A 25575-nucleotide genomic window follows, 5' to 3' on the forward strand; every position below is an offset into this window, starting at 1 on the left:
TTGGCAGACACTAAAAGCCTGTTATGAACCGATTGAAATTCCCAGATCGGCTTTGAAGCAGCGTCGTGTTCGGCGTTATATGCCGTTGCCAAGCCGGCGCGAAGGAGAATGCCATGCCGACGACAATCAAGGGACCTGCGATCTTCCTGGCGCAATTTGCCGGCGACGCCGCTCCCTTCAATTCGCTGGCATCGATTACCAAGTGGGCTGCGGGTCTCGGCTACAAGGGCGTGCAAATTCCGTCATGGGATGCGCGCTTCTTCGATCTCGAAAAGGCAGCCACCTCGAAGGCCTATTGCGACGAGGTGAAAGGCATCTGCGCCGAGGCGGGCGTCGCGATCACCGAGCTTTCCACCCATCTGATCGGCCAGCTCGTCGCCGTCCATCCTGCCTATGATGCGCAGTTCGACGCCTTTGCGCCGGCGAGCGTCCACAACAACCCCAAGGCGCGGCAGGCCTGGGCCGTCGAGCAGATGAAATTCGGAGCCAAAGCCTCGCGCAATCTCGGCCTGAAAGCCTCGGTGAGCTTCACCGGCGCGTTGGCCTTTCCCTATCTCTATCCGTGGCCGCAGCGGCCGGCGGGTCTCATCGAGGAAGCCTTTGCCGAACTCGGCAAACGCTGGAAGCCGATTCTCGATGTCTATGAGGACAACGGCGTCGATGTCGGCTTCGAGATCCATCCGGGCGAGGACGTGTTCGACGGCGCAACCTTCGAGATGTTTCTGGATGCCGTCGGCGGCCATCCACGCTGCGCCATCAATTACGATCCGTCGCACTTCCTGTTGCAGCAGATGGACTATCTGGCTTTCATCGACATCTATCACGAGCGCATCAAGGCGTTCCACGTCAAGGACGCCGAGTTCAATCCGACCGGCCGCCAAGGCGTCTACTCGGGCTATCAGGGCTGGTTGAACCGCGCCGGCCGTTTTCGTTCGCTCGGCGACGGACAGGTCGATTTCTCCGGCATCTTTTCCAGGCTCGCGCAGTACGACTATGACAGTTGGGCCGTTCTGGAATGGGAGTGCTGCCTCAAGCATCCCGAGGTTGGCGCGGCAGAAGGCGCTCCCTTCATCGAAAGCCACATCATCCGCGTCACCGAGAAGGCCTTCGACGATTTTGCCGGCGGCAGCACGGACCGCGCTGCGCTGCGCAAGATGATGGGTATCGAGTAAACCTGCAACTCCGGAGAGCGGCGATGGTCAGCGGCAAAAAGGTTGAACCGGTCTATAAGCCGATCCGGCTTGGCATGGTCGGCGGCGGGCAGGGCGCTTTCATCGGCGGGGTGCATCGCATCGCTGCCCGCCTCGACAACGAGTTCGTGCTGGTCGCCGGCGCGCTGTCCTCGAACCCGGAGCGCGCCAGGGCTTCCGCTGCCGAACTTGGTCTCGAGCCCGAACGCAGCTATGCCTCCTTTGCCGAGATGGCCAAGGCCGAGGCCAAGCGACCCGACGGCATCGAGGCCGTCGCCATCGTCACGCCGAACAATGTGCATTTTCCTGCCGCCAAGGCATTTCTTGAAGCCGGTATCCACGTCATTTGCGACAAGCCGCTGACCGCGACCCTTGCCGAGGCGAAGAAGCTGGCGGCGCTGGTCGAAAAGACCGGCAAGGTGTTCGTGCTCACACACAACTACACTGCCTATCCGATGGTGCGGCAGGCGCGCGAAATGGTCGGCAAGGGCCAGCTTGGCGATATCCGCATCGTCCAGGTCGAATATCCGCAGGACTGGCTGACCGATGACCTGTCGGCTAGCGGAAACAAGCAGGCGGCATGGCGCTCCGATCCAAAACAGGCGGGCGCGGGTGGGGCGACCGGCGACATCGGCACCCATGCCTACAACCTTGCCCGTTTCGTCAGCGGGCTTGAACTGGACAGCCTTGCCGCTGATCTCGATGCCTTCGTGCCGGGGCGGCAGCTGGACGACAATCTGCAGGTCCTGTTGCGTTTCAAGGCCGTGGGCAAGGCTGTGCCCGCCAAGGGCATGCTGTGGGCAAGCCAGGTCGCGCCGGGTCACGAGAACGGACTGAAGCTCAGGGTCTACGGCTCGAAGGGCGGCATCGAATGGGTGCAGGCCGATCCGAACTACCTCTGGTACACGCCGTTTGGCGAACCGAAGCGGCTGCTTACGCGTGGCGGGGCCGGTGCGCTTCAATCCGCGTCGCGCCTGACGCGTGTGCCCGGCGGTCATCCGGAAGGCTATCTGGAAGGCTTCGCCAACATCTACCGTGAAGCCGCGAGCGCCATTCGCGCTGCGCGAACGAAGGGCGGCAAGCCGCCAAAGGACGTCATCTTTCCAACCGTGCAGGATGGCGTCGAGGGCATGGCGTTCATCGAGGCCTGCGTAAAATCCTCGAAACGCAACGGCGCCTGGACAAAGCTCTGATTTTTCGCCGCCCAATGTGTGCCAGCACAACGTTGCGGCGGCACATGGAGGATATCACCGCCAAGTGAACGACGGCGGCGGCAATTTGTCGGCTTGCCGGTGATCGTTCCCATGATAGGTGTTGTCCGAAAGAGGGCGGGACTGAACGTGTACGGTCGCAACAGACGATGGAGTTTTCCGGTAGCGCTCGCCGCTGCCTGGTTCCTCGTCATGCAGTCCGTGCTTGGAACCCTCGCGCTTGCAGCGGGTCCGCAAACGGCCCAGCTTGACGCTTTCGGCAATGTCATCTGTACGCATGGCGCCATCGGGGAACTGCCCGATAGCCCGCAGCAGAAGCACACGCCCTCCTGTTGCGTCCTCGGCTGCAACCTTGCCGCTTCTGTTCTTGCGGGACCGCCCGCAACCTCATCGCTCTTCGCCCCGCTTAGCTACGAGACGGTGGTTTTCTCGCCGTCCGCGCCCGATCATCTCGCCTTCGAACGGCCTCGCTCGCCGTCGAATCCGCGCGCACCTCCGGCTCTGGCCTGAGTTGAATTGGCGCAGGCTGGAACTTCCCGCCAGCCCATCCATCCAAATGATCGAATTGTCGTAGCCCTTCAAACGGGCGCGACACCAGTCGTGGAGCAATCCCATGTCCAGATCCCTTGCCATTGCGCGTACCGCGCAACCAGGCCCAGGCCATCTTACCTCAACCGCCGTTCTCGGCATCGTCATGCTGGCTTTGGCCATGCTCTTTGCCGGTTCGCACATGGCTGCGGCGCATGAGTTCAAGGTCGGCGATCTTGAAATCGAACATCCGTGGTCGCGGGCCACGCCTTCCGGCGCCAAGGTTGCCGGCGGCTATCTCGTCATCACCAACAACGGCAACACGCCGGACAGGCTTGTCAGCATCGTGTCCGAAATCTCGGACAAGGCCGAAGTCCACGAAATGGCGGTCAAGGATGGTGTCATGACCATGCGCCGTGTCGAAGGCGGCGTTGAAATCCCGGCCGGCGGAAAGGTCGAGCTTTCTCCCGGTGCCTATCACCTGATGTTCATGGGCCTGAAGCAGCAGCCGAAACAGGGCGACAGCTTCTCCGCCACGCTGACCTTCGAGAAGGCCGGCAGCATCGACGTCAAGTTCTCGGTCGAAGCCATCGGCTCGACCGGCGAACACTGATTTTTTCCAGAACTCAAATCATTCCCATAGGGGGCTACCATGTCCAATCTTGTCATTCGTCTCGTCTCGTTCGGCGCACTCACCCTGTTCGGTTGCGCGACCGCATCCGCCCACATCACGCTTGAAACCCAGGAAGCCGCCGTCGGCTCGACCTACAAGGCAGTGCTGCGCGTCCCGCATGGCTGCGAAGGTGCTGCCACGACAGCGGTCAGGGTCAAAGTGCCCGAGGGCTTCATTTCGGTGAAGCCGATGCCCAAGGCCGGCTGGAAACTTGAAACCGTGAAGGGCAAATACGCCCAGTCCTACGAGTATTACGGCGATCAGGTTTCCGAGGGTGTGCAGGAAGTCGTGTGGAGCGGCGGCGAGTTGCCCGACGAATTCTACGACGAGTTCGTACTGCGCGGCTTCCTGACCGCCGGCCTGCCGGTCGGCGAAACACTGTCGTTCCCGGTCGTGCAGGAATGCGGCGACAAGGCCGAGCGCTGGATCGAAATCCCGAAGGCCGGCGCGGATGCGGATTCGCTTGAATTCCCGGCTCCCGGCATCAAGCTCCTGCCCAAGAAGTAATCGAAGCGTGGCGCGCTGTTTCACACGGCGCGCCACACCTTTATCGGTCAGCACATCATGATCAGACAGCAGCGGCCAAGCGCCCTTTCAATGTCGCCCATCCAGGTCCTTTCCTGGTTGCTGGCGTCGCTGCTGCTGTTTGCAGTTTTTATCGCGCCCAACCCGGCGGCGGCGCATGCCGCGCTCATCAATGCTGAACCGGCAGACAACACGGTCATCGCGAACAGCCCATCGTCATTCTCGCTTACCTTCAGCGAACCGGTGTCGCCCTTGGTGCTGACGCTGGTGCGTCCGGATGGAACGTCGCTGCCGCTGACCTCATCGCGCCTCGAAGGCCAGACGGTGGTGGTCGCCAACCCGCAGCCACTTGGCCAGGGCACGCATGTCCTGAGCTGGCGGGTCGTCTCCGAGGACGGCCACCCTGTTGCCGGTTCGCTGCTGTTTTCCGTCGGTGCCCCCAGCACTGCCCCGCAGACTGCGGAGCCGGTGGATTGGCTGGTGCGCTCACTGTTATGGGGCGCAAAGGTGGCGCTCTACATCGGATTGTTCCTCGGCATCGGCGGAGCCTTTGCCATCGCATGGCTGGCCAAGGGCGGGCGCGATGGGCAGCGTTTTGTCGGCACGGCCTTGCTTGCCGGGCTGTTGGCGGCGCCCGCTTCGCTCGGCCTGCAGGGCCTTGATGCGCTGGGCGCGCGGCTGCACGCCATCACTCTGCCGGCGGTGTGGGAAACCGGCTTTGCCACCAGTTACGGCTCCACCGTGCTGGTCGCGCTGGCGGCTTTGGTGGTGGCCTTGCTTGGATTGGTCTTGCCGCGTGTCGGCAAGCCGTTGACGCTTCTTGCCCTTGCCGGAGCGGGCGTCGCGCTTGCCGCAAGCGGCCATGCCAGTGCCGCAGAACCGCAGTGGCTGACGCGGCCGATGGTGTTCCTGCATGGCGTCACCATCGCCTTCTGGGCCGGTGTGCTGGTGCCGCTCGGCCTCGCACTGTGGCGCAGGGCTCCTATGTCCGGTGCTTTCCTGCGGCGCTTCTCGCGCTCGGTCTTGCCGGTGTTCGCGCTGCTGGTTGGTGCAGGCGTCGTGCTGGCAGTCATCCAGGTCGAGAAGCTATCGGCGCTCATCGACACGGCCTATGGGCGGCTCCTTGTCGCCAAGCTGGCGTTGCTTTCAATTCTGTTTGCACTTGCCGCGTTCAACCGCTGGCGGCTGACCGTACCAGCGGAAAGCGGCGATGCGCCGGCCAGCGCGCGCCTTGTCCGCTCGATCTGCGCGGAAATCCTGCTCGCAGTGCTGATCTTCGGGGTTGCCGCCGGCTGGCGTTTCACGCCGCCGCCGCGTGCTCTGGCCATCGCCGCGGCCCAGCCGGCCATTGCGCATTTCCACACGCCGGAGGCGATGGCGGAATTGACCATCACGCCGGGACACACCGGCGAAGTCGCCGCTTCGATCCTGATGTTCGACGGCGATTTCGGTCCGCTCAATGCCAAGGAAGTCACGCTTGTCCTGTCAAAGCCCGATTCCGGCATCGAGCCGCTGAGGCGGCCCGCAACCAAGCCCGGCGACGGCACCTGGCGCGTGGACAACCTCGTCATTCCCATAGCCGGAAGCTGGACTGTCCGCATCGATATCCTCGTTTCCGACTTCGATATGAAGAAGGTCGAAGGGGCGATCGATATCCGCCCTTGAGGGCATTTCCCGCTCAAATCCGATTGATCCAGATGGGTTAATCGATTGAAATTTACGGTGAACGGTGCTGTTGACGTGTTGACGGCAGTCCCGGCTCCGCTCAAAGATAGGCTGCCGGGCATCAATTCGGCGTTTGCGGAATTTGGAGAGTGTGATGGGAAAAGCCGAACGGGGCTCGGCTGGGTCCGCCGTTTCATGGTCGTTCCAGCTCTACAGCGCCCGCAACTTCCAGCCATGGGAGAAGGTGCTCGATCTGCTCGGCGGTCTCGGTTATCGCGAAGTCGAAGGCTATGGCGGCGTCTATGACCAGCCTTCCGCATTTCGCTCCGCCATGGACCGGGCAGGGCTCGCCATGCCGAGCGGTCATTTCGGCATCGAGGCGCTTGAAGGCGATTTCGATGGCGTGCGCGCCATTGCCGATACGCTCGGCATCAAGCTTCTGATCTGCCCTTACCTGGAGGCGGACCAGCGGCCCAAGGATGCTGCCGGCTGGCGCCATTTCGGCGAACGGCTGGCCAGGGTCGGCGAGACGGCCAGGCGGCATGGCTACGAATTCGGATGGCACAATCACGAATTCGAGTTTGAGCCACTACCGGACGGCTCGGTGCCGATGGACCACATTCTGGCTGCCGCGCCTGATATCGGCTGGGAAATGGACGTTGCCTGGGTGGTGCGCGGCGGCACCGACCCGCTGCCTTGGTTCGACCGCTACGGCGCGCGCATCGTGGCAATCCACGTCAAGGACATGGCGAGGCCAGGCGAGGGGCTTGACGAAGACGGCTGGGCCGATGTCGGCCATGGCACAATTGACTGGCCGGCGCTGTTTGCCGCCGTGCGCTCCCGTACCAGTGCACGGCACTTTGTCATGGAGCAGGACAACCCGAACGACATAGCGCGGTTCGCGCGTCGCTCGATCGAAGCTGCTCAAGCGTGGCAGGAGGCGTAATTGGCAAAATCTCTCGGTATCGGCGTTATCGGCTGCGGCAATATTTCGGCGACCTATTTCAAGTTCGCGCCGCTGTTTCGCGGTATCGAAATGCGCGCCTGCGCCGATCTCAACATGGCTGCCGCCCAAGCCCGCGCCAAGGAATTCTCTCTTCGCGCCGAAACGGTCGACGGCCTGCTCGCCGCCAAGGATATCGACATCGTCGTCAACCTGACCATCCCGACGGTGCACCACGAGGTCTCGCGCCAGATCCTCGATGCGGGCAAGCATGTCTATTCGGAAAAGCCGTTCGTGCTCTCGGTCAAGGATGGTCTCGATCTCAAGAAGCGGGCCGAAAAGAAGGGCCTGCGCGTCGGCTCCGCTCCAGACACCTTCTTTGGCGGGTCGCACCAGTTCGTCCGCCATCTCATCGACGCCGGCAAGGTCGGCGCGATCACCAGCGGCACCTGCCATGTCATGAGCCACGGCATGGAAAGCTGGCATCCGAACCCGGATTTCTTCTTCCAGCCGGGGGCCGGCCCGGTGCTCGATCTCGGACCCTACTACATTGCCGACCTGATCCAGCTCATCGGGCCGGTGAAGCAGGTGGTCGCGATCACGTCGATCCCTGCCAAGCAACGCACGATCACGTCGAAGCCGCGCGCCGGCGAAAAGATCCCAGTCAACACGCCAACCACCGTGCACGGCATCCTGCATTTCGAGAATGGCGCGGTGATTTCGCTCGATTCAAGCTGGGACGTCTGGAGCCACGGTCATGCCCCGATGGAGCTTTACGGCGAAACCGGCAGCATCTTCGTGCCGGATCCCAATTTCTTCGGCGGCGAGGTGGTCTACACCAAGGGCGAAAAGCCGGTGAAGACACTGCCGAAATGGCCGCATCCGTTCGGCGTCGCCAATGAACAGCATCCGCATGGCATGATGGCCAACTATCGTACCGCCGGGCTTGCCGACATGGCGCTGGCCATCCTCGAAGGCCGTCCGCACCGCTGCTCGCTCGATCTTGCGCTGCATACGGTCGAGGTGATGACGGGACTTCTGAAATCCGGTGAGACGGGCAAGTTCGTCGCCATGCAGACAAGTTGCGAACGGCCCGCCGCTCTTGGCGTCAGGCAGGCGTCCGCACTGCTGCGGAAGGCCGGCTAGACCATCTACAAATTCGACAGCTCAAGTTGCGTCAGATCCAAAGGTATGTCCCATGCCCTACACCCCAGCCGAAAACCGCTACCGCGAAATGATCTACAATCGTTGCGGGCGCTCTGGCCTGAAGCTGCCGGCGATCTCGCTCGGCCTCTGGCACAATTTTGGCGACGACACGCCGCATCGCACCAAGCAGGCCATCGTGCGCAAGGCCTTCGATCTCGGCATCACCCATTTCGATCTCGCCAACAATTACGGCCCGCCTCCCGGCTCGGCCGAGCGGGCCTTCGGGGAAATCCTGCGCACGGATTTTGCCGGTTACCGCGACCAGATGATCATCTCCAGCAAGGCCGGCTACGATATGTGGCCGGGTCCGTATGGAGAGTGGGGCAGCCGCAAGTATCTCCTTTCCAGCCTCGACCAGAGCCTGAAAAGGATGGGGCTCGACTATGTCGATATCTTCTATTCGCACCGCTTCGACCCCGAGACGCCGCTTGAGGAAACCATGGGCGCGCTCGGTCAGGCCGTGCGCTCCGGCAAGGCGCTTTACGCCGGCATCTCGTCCTACAATTCGCAGCGCACCCGCGAGGCCGCAGCCATCCTGCGTGACCTCGGCACGCCATGCCTCATCCACCAGCCCAGTTACTCGATGCTCAACCGCTGGGTCGAGGAGGACGGTCTGCTCGATACGCTGGATGGGCTTGGCGTCGGGTCGATCGTGTTTTCGCCGTTGGCCCAGGGCATGCTCACCGACAAGTATCTTGGCGGCGTTCCCGAGGGCAGCCGCGCGGCGCAAGGCAAGTCGCTGCGCCAGTCTTTCCTCAGCGAACAGGCTCTTGCCAACATCAAGGCGCTGAATGCGATTGCTGGCCGCCGCGGCCAGACGCTTGCGCAGATGGCGTTGGCCTGGGTGCTGCGCAAAGGCCGGGTTACCTCGGCGCTGATCGGCGCCAGCCGTCCCGAGCAGGTCGAGGATTGCGTTGCGGCTCTCGCCAATCTCGAATTCTCCGACAGCGAACTGGCCGAGATCGACACCTACGCCCGCGATGCCAACATCAACCTGTGGGCGCGGTCGGCCGAACGCGAAGGTCCGACGCGCAAATAGACGCGCTTCGATGAGCCTCGAGGTCGTCACGGCCCTGAAACGGTAGCAAAAAGTGCCGCGAATGGTTATGTCAGGTTGAGCCACGCGCCTCGTGCGCCGTGGCTGGACCCGAAGGCAGGACCATGGCGGCAAGGAATGCTCTGACGAAGAACCAGCTTTGCGTGCTGGAAAAGCTCGAGGCAGCGAGCGCGCCGCTCAGCGCCTACACGCTGCTCGACCAGTTGCGCGAGCGCGGCTTCCGCGCCCCCTTGCAGGTCTACCGGGCACTCGACACTCTGGTGAAGGAAGGGCTGGTGCATCGGCTGGAAAGCCTCAATGCCTTCGTTGCCTGCGCCGAACCGCATGACCACAATCACTCTATGACGGCTTTCGCCATCTGCGACAGCTGCGGGCAGGTCACCGAGTTTTCCGACCATGATGTCGGTCACAAGCTTGATGACTGGGTGCGCTCCACCGGCTTTGCTGCAAAGAAAGCCGTAATCGAATTTCGCGGCACCTGCGCCAAATGCCAGAAAGCTGCTGCCTGATCGGTCAGCGCGCCGTCGTCCACGCAAACCACAAGGCGACAACAGCCAACAGTGCCGACAAGACGCGCCGCGCGATGCGTTCGCGTCTCGGATCGTTGAGGAAGGGTTCCAGCGAGCCGGCAAGAATGACGATCACGGCATGCACGAGCGTTGCCACCGCGACATAGATCGCAGTCAACAGGGCGGTCTGGGCCAGCACCGGCTTGCCCGCCTCGACAAAGGTCGGCAACACCGCGACATAAAACACCGCCGCCTTCGGGTTAAGCAGGTTGGTCATCAGGCCGCGAATGAAATAGCGCTCGTGATCGACGCTGCTTGCCGAGACGATATCTGTTCCCGCGCTCCAGCCTTCCCATGCAAGGTAGAGCAGGAACAGCACGCCGGCCCAGCGCAATGTCTCATAGGCCAGGGTTGATGCCTGGATCAGCTCGGCCACGCCGAAACCTGCAATCGCGCCGATGATCGCAAGCCCGAGCGCAATGCCCGCCACTGTCGCGAAGCCGGCGCGGCGGCCATCCTGCGCCGACACCAAGGCCAGATAGGTCATGTTCGGTCCCGGGGTCAGTTCGATCAGGAATGACGCCAGTGCGAAGGAGGCAAGGGTTTCCAGCGAGACGGCTAGCAAATCGGCCTCAATGTGCCTCGTCCCAGTTGTCGGCGGCGCGGGCGTCGACCTGCAGCGGCACCGACAGCGAGGCAGCGGGCATCGCCGCGTTCTCCATGACCGAGCGCACCACGGGGATTGTCGCCTCGACCTCTGCTTCGGCCGTTTCGAAGATCAGTTCGTCATGCACTTGCAACAGCATGCGGGCAGACAAGCCCGCCTCGGCAAGCGCATCGTCCATGCGCACCATGGCGCGACGGATGATGTCGGCAGCCGTGCCTTGCAGGCGCGCATTGATCGAGGCGCGCTCGTTGAAGGCGCGGACCGAAGGGTTTGAAGACCGTATTTCCGGATAGTGGATACGCCGGCCGAACACGGTTTCGACATAGCCGTTTTCGCGGGCGTAGGCCTTCGTCGTCTCGATATAGTCGCGAATGCCGGGAAAGCGCTCGAAGTATTTCTTGATGTAGGCGCCCGCTTCATCGCGCGGAATGGAAAGCTGGTTGGCGAGGCCGAAGGCGGAGATGCCGTAGATGATGCCGAAATTGATCGCCTTGGCACGCCGGCGCACTTCCGACGGCATGCCTTCGATCGGAACGCCGAACATTTCCGATGCTGTCGCGGCATGGATGTCCGCCCCGTCGGCAAAGGCCTGCTTCAGTTGCGGAATGTCGGCGACATGGGCCAGCACGCGCAGCTCGATTTGGCTGTAGTCGGCGGAAATCAGCCGGTTGCCCTTTTCCGCGATGAAGGCGGTCCTGATCTTGCGCCCTTCCGCCGTGCGCACCGGAATGTTCTGCAAATTGGGATCGGATGAGGACAGCCGCCCGGTCGTCGTCGCCGCCAGCGCGTAGGAGGTGTGGACGCGCTTGGTCTCAGGATTGACGAAGCCGGGCAGAGCGTCGGTGTAGGTCGATTTCAGCTTGGTCAGCTGGCGCCAGTCGACGATCTTGCGCGGCAATTCGTGGCCTTCTGCGGCAAGGTCTTCCAGCAGTTGCGCCGAGGTCGACCATTGGCCGGTCTTGGTCTTGGAACCGCCGGGCAGGCCCATGCGCCCAAACAATATATCGCCAAGCTGCTTGGGCGAGCCGATATTGATGCGCTCGCCGATCAGTCCGTAGATTTCCTCTTCCAGCCGCGCAGCACCCTGCGCCAGTTCGCCGGACAGCCTGGACAGGATCTGCCGGTCCACCGTGATGCCGCGCTGTTCCATCTTCGCCAGCACCGGCACGAGAGGCCGTTCCAGCCGCTCATAGACCGAGGCCAGGCCCTTCGCGGCAAGGCGCGGCTTCAAAACCTGCCATAGCCTCAGCGTCACGTCGGCATCTTCGCCTGCATAGGCGGTCGCCTTGTCGATATCGACCTGGTCGAAGCCGATGAAGCTCTTGCCGGAACCCGCCACGTCCTTGAAGGCGATGGTCTTGTGGCCAAGCCATCTCTCCGACAGCGCGTCCATGCCGTGGCCGCCGGATGTGCCGGCGTCGAGCGCATAGGAAATCAGCATCGTGTCGTCGTATGGCGCGACATCGATGCCGTAGCGGTTCATGATCACGAGGTCGTATTTCAGGTTCTGCGCGATCTTGAGGACGGACTTGTCCTCGAGCAGCGGCTTCACTGCCGAAAGCGCCTCGCGAATGGGGATCTGGTTCTCCACCAGCCCGCCGCCAAGCAGGTCGTCCTGCCCCTTCTTGTGCGCAAGCGGCACGTAGGCGGCATGGCCCGGCCGTGTCGCCAGCGAGAACCCGACCAGTTCAGCCTGCATCGGATCGAGCGATGTCGTCTCGGTATCGAAGGCGACCAGCCCGGTCTCCATCGCGTCCGCCACCCACGCCTTCAAGGTGGCAAGATCACGGATGGCGACATAGGCGCTGGTGTCGATTTTGGCTGCGACCGCTGCTTCCGAGCGAAGCGCGGAAAGCAGGGAAGGGGTTGTACCTCCCTCTGGCCTGCCGGCCATCTCCCCCTCAGGTGGGGAGATCGGCAGTGTCGACGTTGGCGATTGATCATTCTCCCCCCTTGAGGGGGAGATGGCCGGCAGGCCAGAGGGGGGTGTTGCTCCCGCACCCACGTCCGGCCCATGCGCCGTATCTGCGCGTTCGACCGGCACATCGGCCGCCTCGATCTCGCTGACCTCGGTGCCCGTTGCTTCGCCAACGCGGCGGGTCAGCGTCGAAAACTCCATAGCCTTCAGGAAGGCGACCAGCTTCGGACCATTGGATGGCTCCAGCTGGAAGCTGTCCGGCAGTTCCGTCACCGGAACGTCCCGCTTCAGCGTCACCAGTTCTCGCGAAATGCGGGCCTTGTCGGCATTGTCGATGATCGACTGGCGGCGCTTGTCCTGCTTGATCTCGCCTGCACGGGCCAGAAGCGTGTCGAGGTCGCCGAACTGCTCCAAAAGTTGCGCCGCCGTCTTCGGGCCGATGCCGGGCACGCCCGGCACATTGTCGACCGAGTCGCCGGTCAGGGCCTGCAAGTCGATCATCTTTTCCGGCGGAACGCCCCATTTCTCGATCACTTCGGGGATCGAGATCTGGCGGTCCTTCATCGGGTCGTACATCGACACGGTCGGGCGCACCAACTGCATCAGGTCCTTGTCGGACGAAATGATGGTGGCATCCGCGCCCGCTTCTTCCGCCATGCGGCAGTAGGTGGCGATCAGGTCGTCGGCCTCGAAGCCCTCCATTTCAACGCAGGGCAGGCTGAAGGCGCGCGTGGCCTCGCGGATAAGGCCGAATTGCGGGATCAGGTCTTCGGGCGGAGCAGAGCGATTGGCCTTGTATTCGGGATAAAGGTCATTGCGGAACGTCTTCGACGAATAGTCGAAAATCACCGCGAAATGCGTCGGCGTCACGCCCACGTCGGTGTTGCGGGCATCCTGCATCAGCTTCCACACCATGTTGCAGAAACCGAGCACGGCATTGGTCGGCAAGCCGTCGGATTTGCGGTTCAGCGGCGGCAGCGCATGGTAGGCGCGGAAGATGTAGCCGGAGCCGTCGACAAGGAAGAGATGATCGCCTTTTTTCATGGCCGAATGGATAGCGTGATGCTGCTTCGCGGTCCATCGCAAAGGCGTTTTCGAAACAGCCAGCCGTCAACTTCCTGACAGCGTGAGCTCGATCACGGCCATGTTACAAACTTGTAATCTTCGTGCCCTTGAATCGCCATGTTCGAATCCACAGATAGATGTCATCGGCAGTTTTCGCCGAAGTCCGGAGTTAGGCCCGTCCCCCGCCGATACCGGACAATGCGGCAGCCTATCCCCCTCTCCGGGCTGCCGCACCGTTTGAGTACCGCCGCCGTGGTTCCCCCTCCGCCACGGCGGCATTTTTTTGGCCGTCCGCCGTTACCTTTGGCTGGCTCCCGAGCTTTCGTTGCTCCAGAATTTCCGCATTCGCCGTAAGTTGCGACGTGCGAGAATTTCGGCCCGAAACCCTCGCATGTATCCACGATACTCGCGCCCGATCGAGAGGTCCTGGGCTTTGCCTTCCAGCGTCCCATCCATCGCCGCCTTCAGTACTTCCACATATGCCTGCGCGCCGACCTTGACGGCACGCGCAAAAATCATGTGGAGGCTATCGTGCCTGTAAAGACGGGCCTTGCCCGAAAAGAAGATTTTTCCGCCATCCATTGCTGCCGTGCATTCATGCACTGTGGCGCCCACCAATTCGGCATTGTTGTTGACAATGGGCCAAAATGCACACGCTGTTCCGCGATAGTATGGGCTGATGCCGGTGTGCATGTTCAGTGCAACCTGGTCAGCCAAATTCAGGATTTCATTTGGGATTTTTCCGGTCCCGTAGACGGCCAGAATGTCGGGGGCGATATCCGTGATGGATGCCGTTAGTTTTTCACGTTCGTCAGCGCGCACGCGAACTACTCGACCGGATTGCGCGAAGGCGAGGCTCTCGTGACCTAATACGCTATGGAGAGCTTGCTTTCTGGCCTTCCTGTCGTTGAGGGCAAAAAGCAGTGCGCGCCACATAAGCTTGTCCAAGATCGTCCCGATGCCTCTTCGCCAGACATTGAAACGATTGTTGGAAGGACTGGGCTCCAGCACGAAAATGGCCGCAACGTCGAAATGCGCGCATATGATGTTGGTCACATATATGTGCTCTGGGCCGTCTGCGGTAATCACCACGATCGATCGGCTGTCGGTCATTTGAAGAGGTGTTGCTTCACGGTTCGCAGCAGCGGAAAAATCGTCAGCTTGCGAAAGAGGTCAGAGGGCTTTTCGTTGTGCAGGCTGGTTCGATACCAGATGTCGGGAGCTATCCGGGAAATATTGGATCGCCCATGAACAAGGAAAATGGCCTTGTGACCACTTTCACGAATTGCCTCTAGTACGGGAGCGGTGAGGTCTCGCTCCGAACCGTATGGTACGCTGAAGGCTCGAACGGTCCTGCCCGACATTGCTTCGAGTTTGAGGCGCGCCTCGGCAATTTCAGTGCGAAGTTCAGTTGGCCTCAACGCGCCGCAATGCACGTGTGTTGCAGTGTGATTTCCGATTTCGATACCGAGCGTGGCGCACTCGGCCAAGTCCGCGGCATCGATGACGGAATTTCTCTCTTTGAAATCTTCGGCACCCGGGGAAAAATTTTCAAGGAGTAGGGCTTTCAGCTCTGTCCGCTTGGCGGCAGACATTTGTGACATCGGACCTTCAATCAGATCATCGATGGAGGATATCGATTGTGAGCGGAGATTGGCCGCTTCGCAGACGGCCTTTATACCAAATCGATTGACGCAGAAGGCTATCACGTTATCGAGGCCTATTGCATCACGCCCCACGATGTCCGGATTGACAAAAAAGACGGAAGGCAAGCCTCTTGGCTTCAAGACGCTTTTGGCAAACGTCAAAACCGACGCGTAGAAGTCATCGAACGTGATCAAGAGGGGCCTGCGCGGGAGTTTGCCGCTCAGGACAGCATCGAGGTCTACGACATCGTAGTTCTCGGCGAGATGCGCAATTTGGGCTTCAAACACCTCAGGGCGTGTCGCTATCCCTAGGCCGCGCTCGAAACTGCTCTCGGATGGAACGATGGCGTGATAGAGCGCCACGGTAAGACCAGGCATTCTTGCTTCTCTTCCTGTCTCTCCAGCGGAATTGACCGTTGTTTCAAATTAAATTCCTATATGACCATCTGGCCGCACGCACTGCATCCGATAGTGTGCTTATCCCTCTCAATAGGGGGAGTGGTCGGTGCTTCGGGCAATTGAGGCCTGGAAACAGCCAATTTAAACATGATCAATTGGGAAAATCGGCTCCCACCATTTGGGATCATGCTTTAGGGTGCCGCCGCAGAATCGAAAGGCTTTTCCAAAAATGTCCGCACTTGCACCCGTACTTGATCGCCTCGACCAATCGCTCGACCAGTCGCTGGGTCGCCTGTTCGACCTCCTGAAGGTCAAGTCGATCTCCACCGACCCAGCCTACGCTGCCGAATGCCGCAAGGGCGCGGAGTGGCTGGTCGCGGACCTCAAGACCATCGGGTTCGACGCCAGCGTGCGCAACACGCCCGGCCATCCGATGGTCGTTGCCCACCACGATGGCCCCGCCGGCAGCCCGCACGTGCTGTTCTATGGCCACTACGACGTGCAGCCGGTCGATCCGCTCGAACTTTGGAACAGCGATCCGTTCGCGCCGGCCATCAAGGAAATCGGGCCAGATCACAAGGTCATCACCGGCCGCGGCTCGGCCGACGACAAGGGCCAGCTGATGACCTTCGTCGAAGCCTGCCGGGCCTGGAAGGCCGTGCATGGCGCTCTGCCGTGCAAGATCACGCTCCTGTTCGAAGGCGAAGAAGAGTCCGGCTCGCCATCGCTCAAGCCGTTCCTCGAAGCCAACGCGGCTGAACTCAAGGCCGATTTCGCAATGGTCTGCGACACCGGCATGTGGGATCGCGATACGCCCGCCATCTCGACTGCACTGCGCGGCCTCGTCGGCGAGGAAATCACCATCCATGCCGCCGACCGCGACCTGCATTCGGGCGAATTCGGTGGCGCCGCCGCCAACCCGATCCGCATCCTGGCCAAGATCCTTGCCGACATCCACGACGACACCGGCCGCATCACCATTCCGGGCTTCTATGACGGCGTCGAGGAAACCCCTTCGCAGGTCCTGAAATCGTGGGAATCGCTTGGCGAAACGGCAGACGATTTCCTCGGACCCATCGGCCTTTCGGTGCCTGCCGGCGAAAAGGGCCGTTCGGTGCTCGAACTGGTCTGGGCGCGCCCGACCGCCGAATTCAACGGCATCATCGGCGGCTATACCGGCAAGGGCTTCAAGACCGTCATCGCCGCACAGGCGTCGGCCAAGGTGTCGTTCCGTCTCGTCCACAAACAGAACCCGGACAAGATCCGCGCCGCCTTCCGCAAGTTCGTCGAAGAGCGCCTGCCGGCCGATTGTTCGGTCGAGTTCCACAAGCATGGCGGCTCGCCGGCAATCCAGCTTTCTTACGACTCGCCCTTCCTGACCAAGGCCAAGCAGGCGCTGTCGGACGAATGGCCGAAGCCTGCCGTCATGATCGCCATGGGCGGATCGATCCCCATCGTTGGCGATTTCCAGACCTATCTCGGCATGGAATCGCTGCTCGTCGGTTTCGGTCTCTCCGACGACCGCATCCATTCGCCGAACGAGAAGTACGAGCTTTCTTCATTCCACAAGGGGCAGCGTTCCTGGGCGCGCATCCTCGACGCGCTGACACGGTGAGATCGTCATGAGTAACAACAATATCCGTTTCCACAAGGGCGACCTTCCCGACCTTGCCAACTACGATGTCGATGCGGTTGCCATCGACACCGAGACGCTGGGGCTTAACCCGCATCGCGACCGGCTGTGCGTGGTGCAGATTTCGCCGGGCGACGGCAGCGCCGACGTCATCCAGATCGCGGCTGGGCAAAAGCGCGCGCCGAACCTCGTCAGCCTGTTGCGCAACCGCAAGGTCACCAAGCTGTTCCATTTCGGACGCTTCGATATCGCCGTGCTCTATCAGGCCTTCGGTGTCATGGCCGAGCCGGTTTTCTGCACCAAGATCGCCTCGCGGCTGACCCGCACCTATACCGACCGCCACGGCCTGAAGGACATCTGCAACGAGTTGCTCGGTGTCAGCCTGTCCAAGCAGCAGCAGTCGTCGGATTGGGCGGCGGAGACGCTTTCGCCCGAACAGCTCGAATATGCGGCTTCCGACGTGCTCTACCTGCACCGCCTGCGCGATGTGCTGGCCGGGCGTCTTGCACGCGACGGCCGCACGAAAGAGGCCGAAGCCTGTTTCCGCTTCCTGCCGACCCGTGCGAAACTCGACCTCATGGGCTGGGACGAAGAGGATATCTTCGCCCATAGCTGAGGGCGGAACCTCTTTCACCCTGTAGCGTTGTGCCGGTCAGAAGAGGGGGATGAGAATGCCCGAACGTCAGCCGATATCCACTGCGCCCAAGGATGGGTCGAAAGTCACCGTCTACTGGACGGATGGCGACGGCGTCATGAATGAATCGCCGGCGCGCTTTGATGCCGGCGACGGCGCATGGTGGGCTTACACCGACAGCAGCACGCAAAAGAAAATCGAGCCGACAAGCTGGCGTCCCGCCTCGTCCGACGACGAGGAAGACTAGCGGTCCGGGGCACCGGATGTAAGTGCTGGCGGCGTTGCCAGCTTTCCCATACGTTGTGACTGTTGAAACTGGAGGTTGATTCGGAGCGCTGCTTCGCCTCAGCCATTTGTTCTCGGAGGGAATGCCATGGGTGCGGAAAGTCTCATCATATTCCTTATCATCGGTGCGATTGCCGGCTGGCTGGCCGGTCTTATCGTCAAGGGCTACGGCTTCGGCCTGCTCGGCAACATCGTCGTCGGCATCGTCGGTGCCTTTATTGCCGGCTGGCTGTTTCCGACGATCGGCCTTGCTTTTGGCGGCGGTATCGTGGCCGCGATCATTCACGCCACACTAGGCGCGGTGATCCTGCTGTTCCTGATCCGTCTCGTAAAATCCGCCTGAGTTATCCGCGAAGGAGCGCGCCTTTGAACAGGAATACGCTTTACCTCATCATCGGCGCGCTCGTCGTCGCGGTCATCGCCTTGGGCGTCTACGTTTACCGCGAAGAATCGAAGCCCGCGGGCGTCGAACTCAAGATCGACGACAGCGGCATCTCGATACAGCAGAACTGAACATAATTTCGCCGCCCCCGTCGGACGGCGATCTGTACGCGCTTGAAAGTTAGCCTACCGCGCGTCTTTGCCCGGCGTACCGGTCAGCCACAACCGGCGACGGTCCGCCGTCGATCAGAAGCCCGGTAATGCGGGCGAAACCGGCAAATGACTTTCTTGCTTCTTCCGCGCTCATCTGGGCGGCCATTGCCGCCGAGCAGCAGTTCAACGCGCAGCGATAGACCGGGCCGCGACGGCCAACAGGCCATTCGCGCAGGAACACCATCGCTTCGACGACATTATCGATCTCCTCGACCGATTGGCCGGGCCCTCGTGACACGCGGACAGGCGAGAAGAATTGTAGGCGATCCATCAAACACCTCCCTTCGATAGTCGATACCGACTTTTATTGTTATGGCTGGCAACCGGATATAACGACGGCTACGCCTTAAGGTTCCAATCAAAAGCCAATTCATGGCAAAAATAATGCGGACCGGCCGGAGCGGATCAAATTGATTGGGATCGGTTTGCGAGAGGCTGCGGCCCCGCGAATGTGATCAGCGTTGCTGATGACCTTTCAGCGCGTTCGCAGTATAATTCGAAGCACGGACTTGGGGCCACCACCTTTCGAAAGGAGGTTGCCATGAGACACCAAACAAAGGACCAGCTACAGGCGATAGCCGAGGTCCGAATTGATCCGGTACGGCCAACAATGGACCGCAACCAGCGCCTCAATCGCTGGTCGGAGTTGCTTCAACGTGAACCGGCACGGCTTCTCACAGCGCTTACTGGAACGGAATATCGGGCTCCGCTGGAACGCAATGCCATGCGCGGCGACAATTCGCCGATCTCCGTTGCCTTCGAGGATGAACTCCTGCGCGAAGAGGGACTGCAGGACGATACATATGGCGAAGCCAAGCGCTTTTTCGAGCTGACGGACAACCAGCTCCACGAAATCGTCTGCTATTGCCATGTCGGCGCGACGATGCAGGCTTCGAGGGCTGCATCCTGCGTCAGCGCGGCTGTGACCGGACGCGGCTTCTTCGCCGGTCTGCGGGAGACGTTCAGCTAGCGTTGGCGCGCAGACGCAATTTGAAGTTTGGCAGGCTCACGGCGGCGTAGGCAAATCGGCCTGCGTCGCCGCTTTGTCCGGGCTTGCCGGCCGAGGCAATTTTACGCGGCCTGCCCGCTTGCCGTCGAAGATTTGCTCTGGTTTGCTCGCTGGCATGGAAACGAGGGCAGGCCATGTACACTCACATCCTTATCGCAACCGATGGATCAGATGTCGCGAAGAACGGGCTCGACCACGGCCTGTCGCTGGCCAAGGCCCTGTCGAGCAAGGTGACCATCGTGACCGTGACCGAACCTTTCCCTTTGATGGCTGGTGCAACGGCAACCGGATGGGTCGCGGGTCCCGAGGACATCAACCGCTACGAGGCCGGCCAGGAATCCTTCGCCAAGGGCGTGCTGGTGTCGGCCAAGGCGGCTGCGGATCGGGCCGGCGTCACGGCGGATACCTTGCATGTCCCCGATCGTTGGCCGGCAGACGCCATCATCGAAGCGGCTGAGGCGCGCGGCTGCAACCTCATCGTCATGGCTTCGCATGGCCGCCGTGGGCTTGGCCGCCTGATCCTGGGCAGCCAGACCGCCGAGGTTCTCGCCCACAGCAAGATTCCGGTGCTCGTCGTCCGCTAGAGCCTCTCACCATTGCTCACACGAGGCCGGCCTGTCGCAGCAGGCCATTGAGGCTGTTGCCTGGATTGCCGGGCGACGGCAGTGCCTTTTTGCGTTCCGGTGAAGCCTGCCGAAAATCGCCGGCAAATTTTTTAAATTATATCCAAATGAAAACTTGCTTCCTCTCAGGAAATATGCATAATGAGTACTTGCTGATCCCTTCTCTTGGTCCAGCAGCTCCCATACCCTTCCTTGGCCGCCTTCGGGCGGCCTTTTCTTTGGGCGTTCCGGCCTTGTGCGTGGCGACGGCGCGAGCCATGCCTGTTTGCCTTGGCCGCCAAGCCGGATAAGGAATGCGAGGGGAGATTCTCGCATTGTCTCAGTCTCAGTCCAGAGAACGCTGGCTCGACCGCCTGGCTGATATGTCGCCGGGTTATTTCGGCCTGGTGATGGCCACGGGCATCGTCTCGCTGGCGGCCTTCATGATGGGATTTCCGGGCATCGCCCGGGCGCTGTTCTACCTGAACGGGCTGCAATATTGCGTGCTGTGGGTTCTCTATCTGCTGCGCGCATGGCGCCACCCGCGCCGTTTTTTCGGCGACATGATCGGCCATCTTTCGGGTCCCGGCTATTTCACCGCCGTCGCCGCCACCGGCATTATGGCCAGCCAGTTCATCATCCTTGCCGACGACCGTTTCATCGGCACGCTTTTGTGGCTGGTCACCGTCCTGCTCTGGCTGGGCCTGACCTACACCATCTTTACCGCGCTCACCGTCAAGGGCGAGAAGCCGACGCTTGGCACCGGCATCAATGGCGGCTGGCTGCTGGCGGTCGTCGCCACGCAATCGGTCGCGGTTTCGAGCGTGCTTCTGGCAGCGCATGTGGATCAGCCGTGGCGGCTGGAACTCAATCTTCTGGCGCTGTCGATGTGGCTCTGGGGCGGCATGTTCTACATCTGGCTGATGGCGCTGATCTTCTACCGCTACACCTTTTTTTCGCTTTCGCCGGGCGACCTCGAGCCGCCCTACTGGATCAATATGGGTGCAATGGCGATCTCGACGCTGGCGGGCTCGCTGCTGATCGAAAACGCGCCCGGCGCGCAGTTCCTGGTGTCGCTTTTGCCCTTCATCAAGGGCTTCACCGTGCTTTACTGGGCCACCGGCACATGGTGGATACCGATGCTGCTCCTGCTCGGCGTCTGGCGTTACATCTATCGCCGCTTTCCGGTCAGCTACGATCCGCTCTACTGGGGCGCGGTGTTTCCGCTTGGCATGTATGCGGCCTGCACCTTTCAGCTTGACCGCGCCATGGAGTTCAACCTTCTGGGGCCGGTTGCAAGTGCATTCTTCTACGCGGCAATTGCCGCCTGGGCTGTCACCTTCATCGGCATGCTGCACGCGTTGGCACGAAAGCCGGGGAAAACCGCTCTATACGAACCATAAACCCAAGCGGGCGATTTGGATGGAACCCCGGGCACTCCGGCACCATTATGGTCTGGATCGGCTGGTCCGGTCGCCTCGGTCATTCCTACGGATATTTGCACGCGAGACATGCGCAACAGGTTCATATCCCTCCGCAGAGTGACGCGGACCGTTCTTCAATATCTGATGGCGTCGCCGCTGACGTCCGACCCTTATGAGCGGGACCAGCTTTTCCAGACCATCCTGGACCGCCGCGCAGCCATTCTGATCGCGCCCATCAGCACCATCGCCCTGGCGGCCATGGTGATCTATCACACCTCGGCGACTTGGCCGATATTGTGGGCTGCTGCGGAGCTTCTGCTTACGGCCCTTCGCTGGAAGGTGATGGTCGAAGCAAACGTCGCTTCCCAGGAAAAGCGAAGGGAATGCGCCAACAAGCTCCTGGTGTTTGGGGCGCTGTGGAGCCTGCTTCTGGGCGTTGCCATCTACCTGTGCATGGCAAGCGGCATCGTGCCCCTCATCGTTGTGTCGGCGATCATCGGCACTGCCGCAGCCTGCGTCGTCAGCTCTCGCAACGCGGCAACGCCCCGGCACGCTTTGCTGCTGCTCATCCTCATTGCCGCGCCCTTCGCGGCCGGGCTTGCCGGTTCTCCAATTCCCGGCATGACGGTTGCCGCCATGCTGATCATCCCCTGGATCGCCAGCCTTTATCTGTTCATCGAACAGAACCATGCCTCGATGCTGCGCATGATCAAGGCGGAGCGCCGGGCTCACACGATGGCCATAACCGACGAACTGACCGGCCTTTTCAACCGCATGCATTTCGCCGAGCGTCGTGCCAAGCTCGACTCTCGCGCTCCTCCCAAGGCGGGCTACTGCTTCCTCAGCCTCGATCTCGACGGGTTCAAGGAAGTCAACGATCAGTATGGCCATCCGGCGGGTGATTTCCTGTTGCGGGCCGCATCACACCGCATGCTGGACAGCGTGCGTCTCGGCGATGCGATCTTCCGCATGGGCGGCGATGAATTCCTGTTCCTGCTGCCGAAGGCCAATGACGAGGATTGCGCCCGCATCGCGTCCAGATTGATCGAGACCATGACTGCCCCGTTCACCTTGCCGAATGGCGAGACCGTCACCATCGGCGCCAGCATCGGCAGCGCCTGCATCGACGGCTCGCTGACCGAGGCGATGGCCGTGCTGCACGCTGCGGACGCCGCCCTCTACCGCGCCAAGGCGGGCGGAAAGGGCCGGCACGTGCACGCGGCGGCCTGAGCCCTCCCATTCAGGGTATCGCCAGCGCTTTCTTGCGCCCGGAAAGCCGTCGCCAACCGATACCTGACTTTTTGTGCCTTGATCCCCACCCCGGTGCACAAAAATGTGCACCGGCAATCTGCTAATACATGATGCAATAACTCATGAATTAGGGTAGCCGCTTTCCCGATCATGTCTGGGGCCCTTGCTGGCCCTGGCAGTCGGGAGCCGGGGGAATGCATAGCTTTGAACGGTTCGAAGAATTCGGCCAACGGCCCGCGCTGATCTTTCCCGATCGTGCGCCGATTTCCTACGCCGATCTCGCGCGTCGGGTTGCTTCGCAAGCCAGGGAATTCGGTCCGCGCAAGAAGCTTGTCGCCGTGGTGGCAGAGCCGACGGAACATGCCGTCATCGCCTATCTCGCAGCACTTCACGGCCAGCATGCCGTCGCACTGCTGCCATCATGCAACCGGCAGGCGCTGGACGATTTCATCGACGATTTCGCCCCCGAAATCGTTTGCCGGCGCGTCGATGGGCGCTGGCGCTGCCTTGCCGAGACGGGCAGGGCGCGTGACGATCTGCACGCCGATCTGGCGGTATTGCTCGGCACTTCGGGCAGCACTGGCAAGACCCGTCATGTCCGGCTTTCCGCCGCCGCTGTCGATGGCAACGCCCGATCCATCGGCTGCTACCTCGAACTTCAGTCCAACGACCGGGCGGCCCTTATCCTGCCGTTCCACTATTCCTACGGGCTGTCGGTGCTCAACTCCCATCTTGCGGTCGGAGCCAGTGTCTATTTCCCCGAAACCGGTGCCTCCGATGCCGGCTTTGCCGAGGAGATGCGCGATGCCGGCTGCACCAATATCAGCGGCGTGCCCTATTCATTCGAGTTGATGGAACGAACCGGCTTTCGCCGTCACGAACTACCCTCGCTGCGTTTCATGACCGTTGCCGGCGGGCGCATGGCTCCGGCCCTTGCCGAAACCTTCCGGCACCACCTTGCCGCTGCTGGCCAGCGCTTCTTCATGATGTATGGCCAGACCGAGGCCACGGCCCGCATTGCCTATGTTCCGTCCGATCAGCTTGCCGGCAACACCGAAAAGATCGGCATTGCAATTCCCGGCGGTACACTCGGCCTTGTCGATGACGACGGACGGCCAATCGAGCGCACCGGCGAAACGGGCGAACTGGTCTATCGCGGGCCCAACGTGATGATGGGTTACGCTCTTGCCCGCGCCGATCTCGCGAAAGGCCACGAGGTCACCGAACTGCGTACCGGCGATATGGCCGAACGCGATAGTCATGGCCTTTATCGCATCGTCGGTCGCCGCAGGCGCATGTCGAAGATCGCTGGCTTGCGCATCAGCCACGGCGCGGTCGAGGCGGCGCTCGAAAACGCCGGGATCACCGCCGCTGTGGCCGGCAACGACGAGCGCATCCTTGCGCTGGTTACCTCGCACCATTCCGATGCCGAGGTGCTCAAGGCGATGATGGCGGCAAGCGGCCTGCCACGGTCGCATCTCGAGGTCGTCAGGGCCAAGGCCTTGCCGCGGCTTCCTTCCGGCAAGATCGACTATACCGCCGTTTCCGCTCGCCTGGGGGCGCTGCGGGAAAAGCCGGGCACTGGCATCCTTGCCGCCTTCCAGCGCGCTTTCTATCCGCGCCCTGTCGGCCCCGACGACACTTTTGAAAGTCTCGGCGGCGATTCGCTGCTCTACGTTCAGCTTTCGCTGACCCTCGAGCGCGAACTCGGGCACCTGCCCGAGGGATGGGAGGTCACGTCCGTTGCAGCGCTCGGGCAGATGAATCGCAGCGCCAACCGGTCTTCCTCGATCGACAGCCAGTTGGTCCTGCGCGCGGCGGCCATCCTGCTCATAGTCGTGCACCATGCAACCTTGTGGCCCATCCCCGGCGGTGCGGCCGTCCTGGTCATGATGGTCGGATACGGCCTCGCGCGCTTTCACCGTCAGCGGCTGTTCGCCGGCGACATGGCCGGGGTACTCAGCCCGCTTGCCGCCAACCTCGCGATCTATCTGCCTATCGTGGTCGGCTTTTCGCTGGTGCGAGGCGAGATATTGTGGCCGTCCTTCCTGCTCATCGGCAATCTTGGCCTGGTCAAGCCGGCGCACATGATGCCGTATCTTTATTGGTTCGTGGAGGCCTACGCCCAGATCGTCCTGTTGTGGGTGGCCTTGTTCTGCATTGCCCCGCTGAGGCGCTTTGCCGGCTCGCAGCCTTTCGCTCTTGGCATGATCCTGCTTGCCCTGTCGGTTGCAGCGAAATTGCTGACGCCCTTTGTCTGGAACATCGGCGGCGCGCGGATATTTACCTTGCCGGACGTGTTCCATCTGGCTGTGCTGGGCTGGTGCGTCTACTTTGCCGACTCCTCGTCAAGGCGCTCGGTTCTGGGATTGATCGCAGCGGCCCTGTGTGCGCTGTTTGCCTGGTGGGGAGGCAACTGGACCGGGTCCTGGGTCAAGTTCGCGTCGGTTGCCGGGGCGGTGCTTGTGCTGCTTTATGTACCGCGCATCGCCTTGCCGGGCTGGCTGGTCAACTGCGTGCTGCCGGTCTCGGCTGCCGGCTACCACATCTACCTGTTTCACCGGATCTTGCCCGAATGGCTGTTGCCGCACCCTGCGCAGTCCACGCCGGCCTTCACAGTGCTGGCCATCGCCGTTGGGGTTCTCTCGGGTCTGGTCATGTTTGCCTTGCAGAAGCGGTTGTTCGGCCTCTTGGCAGGGCGCTCTTCCATCGCTGCGGGGAACAGATTGGCGGCTGGCGAGTTGCAATTCGCCCTGCCGGAGCGCACGGCCTCCGGCAAGTTTTAGGAACCGACCCGAGTGGATATGCCACGCTTGGCATCGCAGGACAGCCGGCGCACAAATGCCTCCTTCCAGTGGCGGATCCCAGTGGCGGATCGGATTCCGTCTAACCGTCTGAAACCAAATAGTTTTAATTTTAACGATTTTAACGTGCCCTTAAA

25 protein-coding genes are annotated in these 25575 nt (G+C 61.6%); 20 read left to right on the forward strand and 5 right to left on the reverse strand.

From position 1 onward, the window contains the following. Nucleotides 1-113 precede the first annotated feature (113 nt). From ACODTY_RS15115 to ACODTY_RS15160, 10 genes are all read left to right on the forward strand, one after another. Nucleotides 114-1172: a sugar phosphate isomerase/epimerase family protein gene (locus tag ACODTY_RS15115; protein ID WP_488995037.1), complete on the forward strand. Its 1059-nt coding sequence runs from the start codon at nucleotides 114-116 to the stop codon at nucleotides 1170-1172. Nucleotides 1173-1195: 23 nt separating this feature from the next. After that, nucleotides 1196-2383, forward strand: coding sequence for a Gfo/Idh/MocA family protein (locus ACODTY_RS15120; RefSeq protein WP_488995038.1), 1188 nt, complete (start codon nucleotides 1196-1198; stop codon nucleotides 2381-2383). A 147-nt stretch (nucleotides 2384-2530) separates the two neighbouring features. Continuing rightward, complete coding sequence (locus tag ACODTY_RS15125) at nucleotides 2531-2911, forward strand: DUF2946 family protein (RefSeq protein WP_488995039.1); 381 nt, start codon at nucleotides 2531-2533, stop codon at nucleotides 2909-2911. Nucleotides 2912-3095: 184 nt separating this feature from the next. Next, nucleotides 3096-3542, forward strand: coding sequence for a copper chaperone PCu(A)C (locus tag ACODTY_RS15130; protein ID WP_488995071.1), 447 nt, complete (start codon nucleotides 3096-3098; stop codon nucleotides 3540-3542). Nucleotides 3543-3581: 39 nt separating this feature from the next. Further along, the gene (locus tag ACODTY_RS15135) at nucleotides 3582-4109 is read left to right on the forward strand and encodes a YcnI family copper-binding membrane protein (RefSeq protein WP_488995040.1); all 528 of its coding nucleotides are present in this window, start codon (nucleotides 3582-3584) and stop codon (nucleotides 4107-4109) included. Between the two features lie 57 nt (nucleotides 4110-4166). Continuing rightward, entirely contained in the window at nucleotides 4167-5792 is a 1626-nt protein-coding gene (locus ACODTY_RS15140; protein ID WP_488995041.1) for a copper resistance CopC/CopD family protein, read from the forward strand. A gap of 154 nt (nucleotides 5793-5946) precedes the next feature. Then, a complete protein-coding gene (locus ACODTY_RS15145) occupies nucleotides 5947-6738 on the forward strand; it encodes a sugar phosphate isomerase/epimerase family protein (protein WP_488995042.1) in 792 nt (263 codons plus the stop codon). Next, nucleotides 6739-7881: a Gfo/Idh/MocA family protein gene (locus tag ACODTY_RS15150; protein ID WP_488995043.1), complete on the forward strand. Its 1143-nt coding sequence runs from the start codon at nucleotides 6739-6741 to the stop codon at nucleotides 7879-7881. 52 nt (nucleotides 7882-7933) lie between these two features. After that, entirely contained in the window at nucleotides 7934-8980 is a 1047-nt protein-coding gene (gene mgrA, locus ACODTY_RS15155) for an L-glyceraldehyde 3-phosphate reductase (protein WP_488995044.1), read from the forward strand. 122 nt (nucleotides 8981-9102) lie between these two features. Next, a complete protein-coding gene (locus ACODTY_RS15160) occupies nucleotides 9103-9507 on the forward strand; it encodes a Fur family transcriptional regulator (protein WP_488995045.1) in 405 nt (134 codons plus the stop codon). A 4-nt stretch (nucleotides 9508-9511) separates the two neighbouring features. Here ACODTY_RS15160 and ACODTY_RS15165 read toward each other — a convergent pair whose 3' ends face one another. From ACODTY_RS15165 to ACODTY_RS15180, 4 genes are all read right to left on the reverse strand, one after another. Further along, nucleotides 9512-10132 (reverse strand): LysE family translocator, encoded by a 621-nt coding sequence (locus tag ACODTY_RS15165; protein WP_488995046.1) that lies wholly within the window; start codon nucleotides 10130-10132, stop codon nucleotides 9512-9514. A 7-nt stretch (nucleotides 10133-10139) separates the two neighbouring features. Next, nucleotides 10140-13136 (reverse strand): DNA polymerase I, encoded by a 2997-nt coding sequence (gene polA / locus ACODTY_RS15170; RefSeq protein ID WP_488995047.1) that lies wholly within the window; start codon nucleotides 13134-13136, stop codon nucleotides 10140-10142. Nucleotides 13137-13454: 318 nt separating this feature from the next. Continuing rightward, complete coding sequence (locus ACODTY_RS15175; protein WP_488995048.1) at nucleotides 13455-14270, reverse strand: formyl transferase; 816 nt, start codon at nucleotides 14268-14270, stop codon at nucleotides 13455-13457. Next, entirely contained in the window at nucleotides 14267-15181 is a 915-nt protein-coding gene (locus tag ACODTY_RS15180; protein ID WP_488995049.1) for a polysaccharide deacetylase family protein, read from the reverse strand. The genes ACODTY_RS15175 and ACODTY_RS15180 overlap by 4 nt, the downstream gene beginning before the upstream one ends. 250 nt (nucleotides 15182-15431) lie before the next feature. On the opposite strand from ACODTY_RS15180, the gene ACODTY_RS15185 reads away from it, so the two are divergent. The 5 genes from ACODTY_RS15185 to ACODTY_RS15205 all read left to right on the forward strand — a co-directional run bounded on the left by ACODTY_RS15185 (nucleotide 15432) and on the right by ACODTY_RS15205 (nucleotide 18267). Continuing rightward, complete coding sequence (locus ACODTY_RS15185) at nucleotides 15432-16817, forward strand: M20/M25/M40 family metallo-hydrolase (protein ID WP_488995050.1); 1386 nt, start codon at nucleotides 15432-15434, stop codon at nucleotides 16815-16817. A 7-nt stretch (nucleotides 16818-16824) separates the two neighbouring features. Then, nucleotides 16825-17451, forward strand: a complete 627-nt coding sequence (locus ACODTY_RS15190; RefSeq protein WP_488995051.1) for a ribonuclease D — start codon at nucleotides 16825-16827, stop codon at nucleotides 17449-17451. 55 nt (nucleotides 17452-17506) lie between these two features. Continuing rightward, nucleotides 17507-17716, forward strand: coding sequence for a hypothetical protein (locus ACODTY_RS15195; RefSeq protein ID WP_488995052.1), 210 nt, complete (start codon nucleotides 17507-17509; stop codon nucleotides 17714-17716). Between the two features lie 126 nt (nucleotides 17717-17842). Then, the gene (locus ACODTY_RS15200; RefSeq protein WP_056234232.1) at nucleotides 17843-18097 is read left to right on the forward strand and encodes a GlsB/YeaQ/YmgE family stress response membrane protein; all 255 of its coding nucleotides are present in this window, start codon (nucleotides 17843-17845) and stop codon (nucleotides 18095-18097) included. 23 nt (nucleotides 18098-18120) lie between these two features. Beyond that, the gene (locus tag ACODTY_RS15205) at nucleotides 18121-18267 is read left to right on the forward strand and encodes a hypothetical protein (RefSeq protein ID WP_488995053.1); all 147 of its coding nucleotides are present in this window, start codon (nucleotides 18121-18123) and stop codon (nucleotides 18265-18267) included. A 49-nt stretch (nucleotides 18268-18316) separates the two neighbouring features. Here ACODTY_RS15205 and ACODTY_RS15210 read toward each other — a convergent pair whose 3' ends face one another. Further along, on the reverse strand, nucleotides 18317-18619 hold the full coding sequence (locus tag ACODTY_RS15210) for a DUF982 domain-containing protein (RefSeq protein ID WP_056234228.1): 303 nt from the start codon (nucleotides 18617-18619) through the stop codon (nucleotides 18317-18319). Nucleotides 18620-18889: 270 nt separating this feature from the next. Here ACODTY_RS15210 and ACODTY_RS15215 point away from each other — a divergent pair, with 270 nt between their 5' ends. The 5 genes from ACODTY_RS15215 to ACODTY_RS15235 all read left to right on the forward strand — a co-directional run bounded on the left by ACODTY_RS15215 (nucleotide 18890) and on the right by ACODTY_RS15235 (nucleotide 25420). Then, on the forward strand, nucleotides 18890-19318 hold the full coding sequence (locus ACODTY_RS15215) for a hypothetical protein (RefSeq protein WP_488995054.1): 429 nt from the start codon (nucleotides 18890-18892) through the stop codon (nucleotides 19316-19318). Nucleotides 19319-19491: 173 nt separating this feature from the next. Then, on the forward strand, nucleotides 19492-19941 hold the full coding sequence (locus ACODTY_RS15220; protein WP_488995055.1) for a universal stress protein: 450 nt from the start codon (nucleotides 19492-19494) through the stop codon (nucleotides 19939-19941). A gap of 353 nt (nucleotides 19942-20294) precedes the next feature. Further along, nucleotides 20295-21362, forward strand: coding sequence for a tellurite resistance/C4-dicarboxylate transporter family protein (locus ACODTY_RS15225; protein ID WP_488995056.1), 1068 nt, complete (start codon nucleotides 20295-20297; stop codon nucleotides 21360-21362). Nucleotides 21363-21527: 165 nt separating this feature from the next. Beyond that, complete coding sequence (locus ACODTY_RS15230) at nucleotides 21528-22613, forward strand: GGDEF domain-containing protein (protein ID WP_488995057.1); 1086 nt, start codon at nucleotides 21528-21530, stop codon at nucleotides 22611-22613. Between the two features lie 215 nt (nucleotides 22614-22828). Then, nucleotides 22829-25420 carry an AMP-binding protein gene (locus tag ACODTY_RS15235; protein WP_488995058.1) on the forward strand — a complete coding sequence of 864 codons (2592 nt, stop codon included), beginning with the start codon at nucleotides 22829-22831 and terminating at the stop codon, nucleotides 25418-25420. Nucleotides 25421-25575: the final 155 nt, after the last annotated feature.

Source organism: Mesorhizobium sp. FG116 (assembly GCF_057809835.1).